The following is a 12,741-nucleotide window of genomic DNA, read 5'->3' as shown; positions in this document are numbered from 1 at the left end:
TTCGTTCTTCTATCTTGAGGAAAAACGGCTGTTCGACCAATATTCAGTTTGGAGTACAACGTGAGAGGTTCATTTTTTTGGTTCGCGGTTATAAGCTTTGTATCTGTAACGGGTTGCAAAGTTGCTCCCGCGATCAATGTCACTCAACCCGTCAGCGACGATATGGCAGTCATCGCATCACAAAATGCCTTCAATGGTATAGCTGCTGAATATCCCGGGATCAGCGCTACCGTATTCGAAAAAGGTAAAATGATCTGGACCTCAAGCATCGGGTTTGCTGATCGAACCAAGAAAACAGCAGTAACGAAGGACACCTTGTTCAATATCTATTCCACAAGCAAGGCACTGACCGGTTTTGCTTTCGCGCGCCTGATCGAAAAGGGAAAAATACGAGCGGATCAGACAATTGCGCAGTTGGTACCGGATTTGCCAACCGCGCTACACTCGATCAGTGTCTCGGACATATTATCACATCGGAGCGGGATACGTCACTACAATTCACCAAAAGACTGGCTTGAATTTGCCAATCGCAAATGCCGCCATCCATCTGACGCTGTGGCATATTTTAAGTCTGATCCTCTGGTGCATAAACCTGGCGATAAAGAGACCTATTCTACCTTCGCCTTTGTCTTGGCAAGCGAGGTACTGATGCGTGTGACCGGTGCCAATGATTTTGAAACCGCCCTAAATAATAGTTTGGGGCATTGGGCAGATTTTGAATTGGATGGAAGCTCAGCGGAAAAGGCGGCAATGTTCATCGACCCGCGAATTCTGCCTGGGGCCAGGATCACGGATAGCCTGCCAGATATTGTCCCGATGCCACCACTTAGCGCAGAGTGCAAATTTGGCGGTGGCGGGATATTGGCCAGCTCCTATCAACTGGCCCGTGCTGGTGCTGCTTTTGTAGGTGGGGAAATCATTCCAAAAGACCGCATCAAAGCGGGCTTGCGATCCTCTTCGAAACCATCGTCAATTGTTTACGGTGGCGCTATTTCCTATAAAACTATCGAAGATGAATCGATACTTTCATATCAACTCAGCGGAGGAGCGCCGGGAGGCCGCAGCTATTTGCTAATATTGTTCGAGCCGGAAATAGTTGTTGCGATCACTGGTAATGTAGACGGGCCCAATATGGATAAGACGGCGCGCCAAATGGCCAAAATCTGGTTCAAACGAAATCGGTAAACTTGGTTCTGGAAGCACATGTACGCATTGTACCAAATCGCTTCGTCTGGCCGGGCTAAGCAGGTTACTAATAAGATGGTCAAACCAATCCCCCAAAAAGGACAAGTCCTATGAACCAAATGCGCGCGGTCGACATTATCAGACATCTGAATATGAAACCGCATCCCGAGGGTGGTCATTATATTGAAACCTTCCGCGATGATGCCTCGACAGCAATTTACTTCTTGCTGGAGGAGGGCGATTATTCCCATTGGCATCGGGTACATGGTAGTACGGAGCTTTGGCATCACTATGCTGGAGATCCCTTGGAGCTCGTGCTTTCGTCGGATGGCAGTAAGATCGAAAAACATCATCTGGGTCTCAGATTTGAAAAAGATGAAAAACCGATGGTTGTTGTACCTTCAGGATACTGGCAAATGGCCCGGAGCTTGGGAGCTTGGACACTTGTAGGATGTACCCTTGCGCCTGGTTTTGATTTCGCCAATTTTGAAATAGCACCGCCAGACTGGCAGCCAAGTCCCGGTTGAGAGTGGGTGGTGGAGCTAAATGAGCGAAGCGCGTGAAGTGTCGGTTCATCGGGCGACCTAAGTGGCAATCGGTCTGGGCATCAAATAGGATGTTGAGTCTTCGCCAACCAGATTTCTTTATGTCTGCTGAAAGACGTTTGCCAGAGACTCGGCTGACCTTCGGCAATTGCTTCCCTCGACGGGCCTGACACAAATCGCGAAATTGAGTTTGACCGCTGTCTATCTGGTCATCTTTAACACCAGCTCAAAGGAAGCAACTGCATGCTATCAGGAAAAATCGCAATAATAACCGGCGATAGCTCGGAAATGGTCGTTCGGTTGCGCATATTTTTTCAGCCGCCGGAGCTAGGCTTGTCGTTAACGCTCGTCGAACAGAACCGCTAGACTAAATTGTCCTGATTGTGGCAAACCGGTCCCGGCCTTCGCCAGTAAATGTGGGGCATGTGAACGCACGTTTAATCCCAAAGAAATCAAAAAGCGACTGAACACACAAAGTGATTAAAAAATGTTGGTTGGCTGCCTGGGCTCGGCCATGGCGATTGCAGCGCTGGGTTGTTGGTTGTTTGTTCCCAGCGTGGAAGAAAAAACCGCAAATGCCGAATTGGCTGCTTTGGAAAAAGGTCAGGCCAAACATTGTATCAGCCCGCTTGATGGCAGCAATTACTATGTGGATGGTTATGTCGCTACCCGGATGCGTATTCCCAAAAGCTATGAGCATATCCAGACCAATGTCACGGATGTGGATGCGGAGGGAAATCACGAGTTTATAGTCAGCTTCCGCGCTAAAAACGGATTTGGCGGCTTGACCTCCGGTATGGCGGTTGGAAAGTTCAGTAATGAAAGCTGTCAGGTTGTTGAGGCCAAGTTGGTAGACGCGAACTAGCTTGTTTAGCCCGTTTGCAACGCTCGTGCGGATTTGAGTAAAAGAGTTGCATTCTCAGCTTGCTTGATCAACTCATCCAGTTTGTCTAGCAGTGCAGTCTGATCAGTTCCCCGGATGGTAATGGCTTTTGCGCTGGCAAATTCCATGATTGAACCGGCTTCGCTGCACAGCCGTAAAATCAGCAGGTGATTGTCTCCGTGATAGGGTTCGCTGCTCATGCACCGCACCAATCCATGGCTTTGAGACGAAATCCAGTCGCAGCTTTACCGGGTATAAGATTTGCAGGAGCCCGACTTCCACCTTGCGCTCCAATCTCGGTCATTCCAATGAAGTCCGCTTTATCCCGAAAGCAGACATTATAGGTAGCAGAGGAGGTATTAAACCTTCACTCGGTTGAAGGTACCGCAATATTCAAATCGCTCAGCAACTGGTAATATGCCAAAATAGTCAAAATGCCGAGCCCAAGCATCAATATCACCTTATGCTTGAATCCGTGCCGATGATGCTTCTTTCGATCAGCATGGCTAGCGACATCCATCATCTCGTCACCAAACCAAATCGAAAGAGCAGTACCGGCAGCTGAGATCAACAATATGCTCAAATAGGGCCATGGATTGGTCAGAATGGTTTCGAGCAATCTAGTAAGTGGGGTGTCCTCATAGCTCTCCGATGCCGTCAACAACGCCGCAACATTTATCCCAACGGCTACAATCCAGACTATAATCTGCGTTACCAGCATTCTTGCGCCAAAGAGCAGCCTGACTGGAAACGCAATTACGAACCCACCATCTGCAACCGGGGTGCAAAGAACAAAGAAACTCCAACTTAAGAGTGCAAGCCATGCACCCGTTGCAGCGTCGAACTTCCAGCTCATATAAACAAAATAGGACACAAGAACTGCAATCAGACCAAGAAACCGCCACAGGCTTTCTCGATGTGTCTGATGAGATTTGGGAAGGAAATGGTCCATAATAATAACGCTACAGCAAAGGGACGTCGGCGTCACAAGAGCAAATGCAAAACTGGTCTATTTTTCATCTTACCGGTGGTGTTTGTGACACAACAACTGGTATCAACCGACGCAGTGAACTCATGCTAATGCAATTTTATTTCTCTTTATGTCCGCTTTTGCGCCCAAAGCGGACATTGGAACTGCAAATATCAAGTTCTGAATGAGTTTCATTGAACAGAAAAAGCCGGCTGATGTTCCCACCAGCCGGCTTTCCCGGACGAAAGGGTCAACTTTCTACTCAGAACGCAAAGCGAACCTTTATTCCGCCCGAATGGGACTGGTAATCGGATGCGAAACGTCCCCGATATTCCGCTCCGATACTCAACCCGTTCTTGTTGACCAGGTCGAGACCAGCACCGAGGTCAAAGCGGGACTGAGAAGATTCTCCCGCCGTCAATCGGAAACTGTCCAGTCCGCCGTTAAAGCTGCTGTTGATGCCGACGCCGTCACCGATCAGATCATAGCTGTAGCCAATATTGGCAAATGGTACGATCGACAGGTCTTTTGTTTCATCAACTTTACCGGCCAGCTGCAATCCCAGTGTCGCTTCCAGAAACTCGGTCTTGTCGGCGTCCAGGGTAAGGCCCAAGCCGCCGGTTTCGGTAAAGCTGTCCTGCGACAAACCGGCATAACGCAAGCCTGCTGACGGCGTCAGAGTGAAGCCGCCTGTTTCCAGCCGATAACCGGTCGACAGGCTGGCTATCACGCCATCTGCATCGGATTCACCGGTAACCAGTGCACCTACAGCCGTGCGGCTGCTTTCAACATCGTTGAAAGAATAGCCCAGCTCTGCATTGACGAAGGCCGCACCGAAATCGAGGCCTGCATAAGCAGATATCTGATAGCTGTTCACATCAGTTTGTGCGCCGGCCAGACCGTTGGCATCTATGTCGATATCAGCATAGTTCAGCAGAATGCCTACTTTTGCAGTTTCGCCAATGCTCTTGTCGAGACCGAGAGTGAAGCCGATGGTATCAGCATCATAGCCGAGAGCGCTGAGACTATCGGCATCGCGGTCTGCGTTGCGATAGAATATCTGACCCCAGATACCCGTCTCATCACCTGACAAACGATTGGTCAGCAAGCTGCTAGCGAAACGCTGTGTCTCGAAAATCTCTCTGGCCACACCGTCATTAATCGCGGGCAGAAGAGTAAGAGCCGTTGCCTCGAATTCCGCTGTGCTGGTGGCGGCATTCAACCCGTCAAAAACAGCATCCGGCAGGCGGCCGTTGGATACAGCCGATGTGATGGCAGACCCAAAGCCCGAGATATTTGCATCAGCAGACACATTGCCAAGGTCTACGGCGGTTGGTGTCACCGTTATTGATCCCAGGTCGACCTGATAGTCGATCAGGAAATCATCATCGATAACATTCACTGTAACACCATTGTCCGTGAACGTACCCGTTTCGGTCAGAACATTGATCGGAGCATCCAGTGACAGTCCTGCAGATGTCTGATTGGTGGAGATGTTCACGATGCTGCCTGCAGCGAAGCTGGTATCACCATCTACCGCAAGACTGTCCGTGCCCAGGTCGAAGGCCAATGTACCGTCAACGGAAAGGGAACCTTCCAGGCTTCTTGCGCCTGAAATCGTCACCGTGCTTGGTGGCGCCACATCAACCGCAACATTTCCGGTAACATCACCGGCCAAAACGCTGGTTCCACCGGCAAAGGACAGGCTATCCGCTTGCACCGAGCCGATGAAGTCGCCCGTGATAGCGCCGCCATTTTGAACAAAGTTCAAACCAGAAAGCGCAGACGATGCATCAACAGCGACCGGACCTGTCAGGCTGCCATTACTGATGAAATCTCCGGTAAAGGCGATATTCTCGATGAGCAGTGCAGGACCGGTTTCAGAAGAGATGGCACCGTTATTCACGATATCATCTGCCACCGTTACCGTGGTTCCTGCTCCGGCACCATTGAACAGGCGCAGTCCGGCGGAGGCCCCTGAAGGCTGCGCATCGCCGCGACCGGCAATCGTGCCATCATTGATCAGCGTAAAGCTGCGTACGTCACCATCCGCTGTTCCGAGCTGGAAAGACACGCCGGAGCCGGCCACACCGGCATCAATCGTACCGCTGTTGTTCAGCGCAAAATTATTGGCCGTGCCATCTGCATAGACAGTGCCGTTACGCTGCGCTCCGGTACCGATGATGGTGCCGCTATTGTTGACCACCAATCCAGTGCCATCAATATTCAGCGCGCGGCTGCCTGACGAGATGGTTCCGGCATTGTTGACGACAGCGCCGGTGAAATCACCGCCACCCGCCGGTGTAGCATTGCCGAAATACAAACCGTTCTGGACACCGGAAATGGTCGCACCAGCGGCATTTGTGATAGTACCATTGAAGCTGACGCCATTCACGAAGCGGATACCAGCAGTCGTGCCGCTGTCACCTTCACTGTCGATCAGACCACTATTGGAGATATTGCCGGTAAACAGACCCGTCGATGTGCCGTCGAGAACGCCCGCATTGCGCGCCCGTTCAAAACGAAGGCCATCACCTGCGGCAGCCAGACCAGCAGCGGCCGTGCCGCGACCTTGAACGGTTCCGCTATTATCAATCTCAAACGCGTTTCCGGCGGCAGACAGTTCTACTGAGAACCCAGCGCCTTGATTGGCGGCGCCGGCATCGATTGTACCATCATTGTTCAGGACGAAATCCTGCGCCGTGCTGTCTGCATAGACAGTACCGTTGCGCTGATTGCCTGTGCCCAGGATTTGGCCGCCGGAAAGGTTGTTGATCACCAAGCCGGTGCCATCAATATTCAGTGCCCTGCTGTCGGATGAAATAATGCCCGCGTTGTTGACAATAGCACCGGTGAAATCACCACCGCCCGCTGGCGTTGCATTGCCGAAATAGAGGCCATTTTGCGCACCGGAGATGGTGCCACCAGCCTGGTTGTCGATCGTGCCTGAAAAGGATACGCCGTTCACAAAACGGATACCGGCCGCGGTACCCTGCGTGCTTTCGGAGTTAATCACGCCCGAGTTCACAATATCACCGGTAAAGAGTCCAGTTGTCGAACCGTCCAGCAGTCCGGCAACCCGTGCGCGTTCAAAACGCAGGCCGTCACCAGCAGCGGCTGCACCGGCAGATGCCTGACCGCGACCTTTTACGGTGCCAGTATTATTGATCGTGAAGGCATTGCCTGCTTCGCTGAGTTCCACTGAGAACCCGGCACCTTCATTGGCCGATCCGGCATCGATTGTACCATCGTTGTTCAGGACAAAATCCTGCGCCGTGCTGTCTGCATAGACGGTGCCGTTGCGCTGATTACCGGTGCCCAGGATTTGGCCGCCGGAAAGGTTGTTGATCACCAAGCCGGTGCCATCAATATTCAGTGCCCTGCTGTCGGATGAAATAATGCCCGCGTTGTTGACGACAGCGCCAGTAAAGTCACCACCGCCCGCTGGCGTTGCATTGCCGAAATAGAGGCCATTTTGCGCACCAGAGATGGTGCCACCGGCCTGATTTTCGATCGTACCAGAGAAGGATACACCGTTCACAAAACGGATACCGCCGACCGTGCCATTGGCGGCTTCACTGTTGATGGTGCCGCTATTGGTAATATTGCCCGTAAACAGACCCGTTGACGTACCATCCAGAACGCCTGCGTTACGCGCCCGCTCAAAGCGCAGCCCGTCGCCAGCGGCCGCAACACCAGCGCCAGCATTGCCGCGGCCTTGCACGGTGCCAGTGTTATTGATCGTGAAGGCGTTACCAGCTTCACTCAGTTCGACCGAAAAACCTGCACCCTGATTACCGGAACCGGCATCAATGACGCCATCATTATTCAGGACAAAATCCTGCGCCGTGCTGTCTGCATAGACGGCACCATTGCGCTGATTGTTGGTGCCGATGATCTGTCCATCAGCGAGGTTGTTGACAACCAGGCCAGTGCCATCAATGTTCAACGCGCGGCTGTCGGAAGAGATCGTCCCGGCATTGTTGACCACGCCGCCGCTATGGTCGGCGTCATTACCGAAATAAAGGCCATTTTGTGCACCGGAGATGGTGCCCCCAGCCTGATTTTCCAGAACGCCCAGAAATCCGATCCGGTTGGCAAAGCGAATACCGGCAACCGTGCCTTGTGTCGATTCGGACGCGATTGTACCGCTATTGGTGATATTGCCATTATAGACATAGGCAGGGGCCAATCCGGGTCCAAAGAAACGCAGGCCATCACCGGCTGTGCCGCCGGTTGGTGCTGCCTGTCCTCGCCCTTGAACCGTACCGGCATTGACTATGGAACCACTGCGGGGAGCACCGCCGCCGCCAACTTCAATTGCTATTCCGGCACCTTCCACACCAGCGTCGATCAACCCGGTTGCATTGTTATTGATCGCGATATTGTTGGATGTCCGGTTGCCATAAACGGCTCCGTTGCGCTGACTGCCAGTACCGCGAATGATACCATCATTGTTCAACACTGCATCTGTGCCATCGAAATTGACAACGCGCGAACCAGCTTCAAGCACGCCTGTCGCAGCATTGTTTATGATGGCACCCGTTGTGCCTGCATTCACCTGAACCGTCTGGGTTACACCGGTGGTCCGCAAGGTGCCGGCATTATCCAGGGTCACGTCATTATTGTTGACGACCACAACGGGGGCACCATCAACGGTGCTGGTGACACCGGCGGCCGCGCTGATGGTCTCGCCATCGGCCGCACTGGTGACAGTGATATTATCACCATCATTAATGATTTGCTGTGCATGCGCTTGCGCAGATGCCAGCATGGCAATTGTGGACGAAGCCACAAGCAGTTTCTTCGACACGGAGCGAGTCGAACCAAGGGGGAAATTCGTCATTATTCTTACACCTTCCTGTTTGCGGGAAACATTCCCGCGGCACGGCAAGTTCTGAGCGCCGTACCTTCTGGAGCGGTGTGATATGCGGATGAATTCAGCTTGTATAATATAAGCTATTGATGACCATCATAAGCAAATTTTATCACATAAATATCTGATTAAATTAGATAAATACGAAAAGCCCGTCCGGAACCCGGACAGGCTGAAACAGCGTTTTTTGCAATTATGGGTCGGGCGTCATTTCACATGACTGGCGCCACTCCAGGAGGTGGGTCGGTACGAATTTTATCACATAATGCAAAAAGAATATGCTCGCGCGGACATCCTTTCCGGGACAGGAAACCGATGGTCCGGCCATAGCCCGAATCATCAATGGCCACCATGTTTACATCGGGATTGGCCGCACCCAGAAAGTTTCTGGCCAGCGCCGGGACCAAAGTCGACCCAAATCCCTGGGTGATATAATGTGTTGCCGTCAGCAGGCTTGTGGCCGCCAGATCCTCGGGCATATCAATGCCGACATTCTTGCTATCGCACAGTCGCAAGGTATCCTCGCGCAGGCAGTGATCCTCGTCCAGCAGCACCAGTTCTTCGATCGGGATTTCTGCTGACGCTATCCGGTTTCGGTTGGCCAGCCGATGATTTTTGCATACCGCCAGCAACAAATCCTCCCGAAATACCGGTGTGAAATTGGCTGAGGGATGATCAACCGGGCCGCTCACCATTGCAATGTCAACGCGGCGGTTTTCCAGTTCGGATATCAGTTGTTTGGTGGGCGCTTCCCGGAAAATCATTTTCATTTCCTTGCTCAGGTTTTTCACGGTTCCTGCTACATAGGGCACGATAAAGGGCGCCAGTGTCGGGAAGATACCGATTTTCAGCGGAACAGATATCGGGTCCCTATATTCTGCAGCATAATCTCTGATCTGTCGCGCGGATTTCAGCATGTCCCTGGCAGTTTCGATTATCCGGTGCCCCGCTTCCGTCGCCATTACCTTATGGTTGGTGCGTGCAAAAATTTCTACGCCCAACCGTTCCTCAAGCTTTTTGACCTGTGCTGACAGTGCTGGCTGCGAAACATTGCAGGCTTCCGCAGCCCTACCGAAATTGAGGTGCCGATCAATGGCGGCAATATATTCCAGGTCCCTTAACTTCATTTGGCATCTCCCAAGATACCTAAGTTTCGCCGGAACCGGCCACTAGGTTACAATGCGCGATAGAAATTTTGATCAAGTTCGCTGATGAACCGACCTTTTCCTTGATGATCAGACTATAAACTGAGCCGCTGATCGAGTGTGATGTTGCTATTCCAACATCCGCTTTTGCGCCCAAAGCGGACACCAGCGCCATGACCGCTTCATCCCGAAAGCGGACATTTCGGCGTACCATTATCCATCATGCGTCAACCGTGAGTTTTTCTAGATAGCTGTTGTCCAAAAGAAAAATAACATTGTCCTCATCGTCCAGAAAAGCGATCGGACCGTGGTTGGTGAAAAGCAGTTCGGTATAGTCGATAAATTCTGTCAACTCGTGCACCGCACCAAGTGGCTCATAGCCGTAGTAGCCAGTTTTCGCGACATCGGTGCGATATTCCATATGCCCCTTGATCACGTAATATTCGCCGGCCCCAAAATGCTGATGCTTGGCAAAGCTACTGCCCGCCTGACACCGCAGCATAATGGTCCAGCGCCCAGTTTCGGAACTGGCATTCAACAATTTCAAGTCGATGCCTTCCGAGAAGGGAGTCCATGTTTGGGTTTCTGGATCGACTATTAATTCTGCAGATGACATCAAACCTGTCCTTTTCGATATTTTGTTTAGAAACGGAATGTAACGTCGAAGCCCCAAGTCCCCCGCTCACCATAGTAGAGCGGAATGAACCCAAAATCGCGCAGATCGGTTGCATCGACAAGATAGTCTTTGCCAAATACATTCCGAGCCCAAGCGGAGATCTGCCATGCGTCATCAGTGGAATTCAGTGACGCGCGCAAATTGACCAAACCATAGCCTTCGCGGCTACTCAACACGTCCTCTTCAGAGTTGCTGTAGAATTTCTTCCCAGTGTAATTATATTCAGCCCGCAGAGTGAAATCCAAATCATCATTTACGGGAAATGTGTTTTGAACAAATGTCGACAATGTGAATTTGGGAGCACCAGGCAGCCGGTTTCCTGAAAAATCGCGTGGTTGACCGGTGGCTGGATCGATCGCACCGGACCGATAGTTTTGGAAGGTTGCATCAAGAATACCGAAATTCAAACCAAAATCCAGCGTATCGGTTGGCCTGGTAAAGAGTTCGAATTCCAAGCCCATAATTTCCGCATCAGCGGCATTGTCCAACCCCAGCGTTGGAACCGTTCCCGCCTGCTGATTAACACTCAAAACCTGAAGGTCCGTATAATCATAATAGAAGGCGCTGATGTTCAACTGCGCTCGCCGGTCAAATAGTGTAGCCTTTACACCCAGTTCATAGGCAGTCAGAAATTCGGGCTCCACCTGCGTCCTTTCAGCGAGTGAGGTAATTAGGCCGATATTAAACCCGCCGGATTTGAATCCACGGTTGACGGTAGCGAAACCCAAAATTTCATCACTGAAATTGTAATCCGCCGCCACCCGCCAAGAGAAAGCTTTGAAGGTATCGTTAAACTGGCCAAAAGGCACAAGATCAATTTCCGGCCCGTTGGGAGTAGCGGGATCAAAGAAATTGGGTACAAGAAAACCGCGATGTTCCGCTGTGACTTCATCCCATGTATAGCGTAGTCCGCCCGTCAGTGACAGCCGATCGGTTACATCAAAAGTGGTCTGGCCAAATATGGAAACACTTTCATTGTCACGAGCTGAGTCGGTGATGAGGGGGATGGCACCGGAACCAAAAGGAACCTCTCCCACAGCATCGGTTTCACTGTGCGAAACCAAGCTTTCTTGGAAATAATATGCACCCAGTAGCGCGTTAAAACCGTTACCCTCAAAGAGCAGTTGCAGCTCCTGCGAGAATTGATCCGTCTCTGTCAAAAATGCGATCTGGTCGAGCCGTAATGGGCTGCCATCAACGTCGAGGCGATTGTCGACCTCAGCCTCATCATATCCGGTAATAGATCGCAGAGTCAGATCATCGCCAAGTTCGAAAGACGCGTTGAGGCTAACCCAGTAATTGTCTGAGAATGTTCTGCTGGCACCATCAAAATTCAATATTCGGATATCGTCCGGTGCAGGATCGCTATAGCCAAATGCATCGGCCCCATTGATGGTTCCTAATGGTTTTGGTTGATGATAATCGCTCCGGTCCCGGCCATATCCGCCGCTCAGCCGGATATCGACGGCGCTATCCGGATTGTAGCGCAATATCGTACGGATTGCCGATTCATCGATGTTCACAGCGTCCTCGCCGGTGGCAAGGTTGAGCCGTTCCCCGTCGCGCCGGCGCAATAGGCCGGAAAAGCGCATACTGAGACCATCACCAAAGGGAATTGTTGCCGCACCTTCAGCTTCGACAAGATCAAACCGGCCATATCCCACCTTTGCATAGCCTTCAAATTCGTCACCGGGTTGCCGGGATATATATTGAATGGCACCGCCTGTGGTGTTCTTACCAAATAACGTTCCCTGTGGACCGCGCAGGACCTCTATCCGCTCCAGATCGAACAGGGCAAAAGCTTGGCCGCCGGTGGATGCCACCACCACATCGTCCCGATAAATGCTGATCGGACCAACCGAAGATGAGTTAAAATCGTTATTGCCTACCCCACGTATGAAGATGTTGGGAACGCCGGCGAAAGTTTTGAATTCGACATTTGGTACATAATCGCCGATCGAAAGGCTGTTTGAAAAACCGGCTGCAGTGATCTGTTTTGCATCCAACACTGAAATCGAAATTGGAACATCATTAAGGCTTTGCTCGCGGCGTTGTGCAGTCACAACGATCACGGGAACTCCGCTCTCCGATTCACCCTCTTCTTCTGCCGCGGCCCGCGAATCATTCTGTGCGAAGCTAGGTGTGGCCTGACAAAGCGCGACCGCTATAACCCAAGTTGCTGTGTATTTTTTCATCGTAATCCTCCCGAGCGACTATTATTATTTGTTCAGCCGCCTATGCTTTTTTCTAAAGCAAGGTGGTGGCAGCAAACTTGTCCTTTGCGGACCAATCTAAAGTCTCTGGGAGAACTGGTTAGAAACCGAGGTGATATATAAAATGCTTTTAATTCAGTAGATTAAAGCATAATCTAGTCCGTAAGGGTCTAAAAAATTGTTCCTGTGTGACAGCGGGTCTCCTCACTTTGACTTTTGCGAATAGTCCCCTATTTTGGCGGATAGGA

At 51.4% G+C, this 12,741-nt stretch carries 10 protein-coding genes; 3 read left to right on the top strand and 7 right to left on the bottom strand.

Features of this window, described 5'->3' with window-relative positions:
* Positions 1-60: 60 nt before the first annotated feature.
* The 3 genes from DG177_RS14580 (at position 61) to DG177_RS14570 (ending at position 2,595) form a co-directional block, all read left to right on the top strand.
* Positions 61-1,185 carry a serine hydrolase gene (locus DG177_RS14580; protein ID WP_108812151.1) on the top strand — a complete coding sequence of 375 codons (1,125 nt, stop codon included), beginning with the start codon at positions 61-63 and terminating at the stop codon, positions 1,183-1,185.
* A 110-nt stretch (positions 1,186-1,295) separates the two neighbouring features.
* Positions 1,296-1,712 (top strand): cupin domain-containing protein, encoded by a 417-nt coding sequence (locus DG177_RS14575; RefSeq protein ID WP_337658884.1) that lies wholly within the window; start codon positions 1,296-1,298, stop codon positions 1,710-1,712.
* A 505-nt stretch (positions 1,713-2,217) separates the two neighbouring features.
* Positions 2,218-2,595, top strand: a complete 378-nt coding sequence (locus DG177_RS14570; RefSeq protein WP_108812150.1) for a hypothetical protein — start codon at positions 2,218-2,220, stop codon at positions 2,593-2,595.
* A gap of 5 nt (positions 2,596-2,600) precedes the next feature.
* Here DG177_RS14570 and DG177_RS14565 read toward each other — a convergent pair whose 3' ends face one another.
* From DG177_RS14565 to DG177_RS14535, 7 genes are all read right to left on the bottom strand, one after another.
* The gene (locus DG177_RS14565; RefSeq protein ID WP_108812149.1) at positions 2,601-2,813 is read right to left on the bottom strand and encodes a hypothetical protein; all 213 of its coding nucleotides are present in this window, start codon (positions 2,811-2,813) and stop codon (positions 2,601-2,603) included.
* Positions 2,814-2,980: 167 nt separating this feature from the next.
* Positions 2,981-3,565, bottom strand: coding sequence for a hypothetical protein (locus DG177_RS14560; protein ID WP_108812148.1), 585 nt, complete (start codon positions 3,563-3,565; stop codon positions 2,981-2,983).
* A 280-nt stretch (positions 3,566-3,845) separates the two neighbouring features.
* Entirely contained in the window at positions 3,846-8,429 is a 4,584-nt protein-coding gene (locus tag DG177_RS14555; RefSeq protein ID WP_108812147.1) for an autotransporter domain-containing protein, read from the bottom strand.
* 242 nt (positions 8,430-8,671) lie between these two features.
* Positions 8,672-9,586, bottom strand: coding sequence for a LysR substrate-binding domain-containing protein (locus DG177_RS14550; RefSeq protein WP_108812146.1), 915 nt, complete (start codon positions 9,584-9,586; stop codon positions 8,672-8,674).
* Between the two features lie 19 nt (positions 9,587-9,605).
* Positions 9,606-9,818: a hypothetical protein gene (locus DG177_RS14545; protein ID WP_108812145.1), complete on the bottom strand. Its 213-nt coding sequence runs from the start codon at positions 9,816-9,818 to the stop codon at positions 9,606-9,608.
* Between the two features lie 6 nt (positions 9,819-9,824).
* The gene (locus tag DG177_RS14540; protein ID WP_108812144.1) at positions 9,825-10,220 is read right to left on the bottom strand and encodes a cupin domain-containing protein; all 396 of its coding nucleotides are present in this window, start codon (positions 10,218-10,220) and stop codon (positions 9,825-9,827) included.
* Positions 10,221-10,246: 26 nt separating this feature from the next.
* Complete coding sequence (locus tag DG177_RS14535; protein ID WP_108812143.1) at positions 10,247-12,475, bottom strand: TonB-dependent receptor domain-containing protein; 2,229 nt, start codon at positions 12,473-12,475, stop codon at positions 10,247-10,249.
* Positions 12,476-12,741 lie beyond the last annotated feature (266 nt).

Origin of the sequence: Sphingorhabdus sp. Alg231-15, assembly GCF_900149705.1 — a bacterium.
Lineage (GTDB): Bacteria > Pseudomonadota > Alphaproteobacteria > Sphingomonadales > Sphingomonadaceae > Parasphingorhabdus.
This window is presented reverse-complemented; position numbering and strand designations above follow the sequence as displayed.

Excerpts from the sequence above, each read along its gene's own strand:
- DG177_RS14555 (WP_108812147.1), bottom strand. The coding sequence starts at position 8,429 with ATGACGAATTTCCCCCTTGGTTCGACTCGCTCCGTGTCGAAGAAACTG.
- DG177_RS14560 (WP_108812148.1), bottom strand. The coding sequence starts at position 3,565 with ATGGACCATTTCCTTCCCAAATCTCATCAGACACATCGAGAAAGCCTG.
- DG177_RS14540 (WP_108812144.1), bottom strand. The coding sequence starts at position 10,220 with ATGTCATCTGCAGAATTAATAGTCGATCCAGAAACCCAAACATGGACT.
- DG177_RS14575 (WP_337658884.1), top strand. The coding sequence starts at position 1,296 with ATGAACCAAATGCGCGCGGTCGACATTATCAGACATCTGAATATGAAA.
- DG177_RS14570 (WP_108812150.1), top strand. The coding sequence starts at position 2,218 with ATGTTGGTTGGCTGCCTGGGCTCGGCCATGGCGATTGCAGCGCTGGGT.
- DG177_RS14565 (WP_108812149.1), bottom strand. The coding sequence starts at position 2,813 with ATGAGCAGCGAACCCTATCACGGAGACAATCACCTGCTGATTTTACGG.
- DG177_RS14550 (WP_108812146.1), bottom strand. The coding sequence starts at position 9,586 with ATGAAGTTAAGGGACCTGGAATATATTGCCGCCATTGATCGGCACCTC.
- DG177_RS14545 (WP_108812145.1), bottom strand. The coding sequence starts at position 9,818 with ATGGTACGCCGAAATGTCCGCTTTCGGGATGAAGCGGTCATGGCGCTG.
- DG177_RS14535 (WP_108812143.1), bottom strand. The coding sequence starts at position 12,475 with ATGAAAAAATACACAGCAACTTGGGTTATAGCGGTCGCGCTTTGTCAG.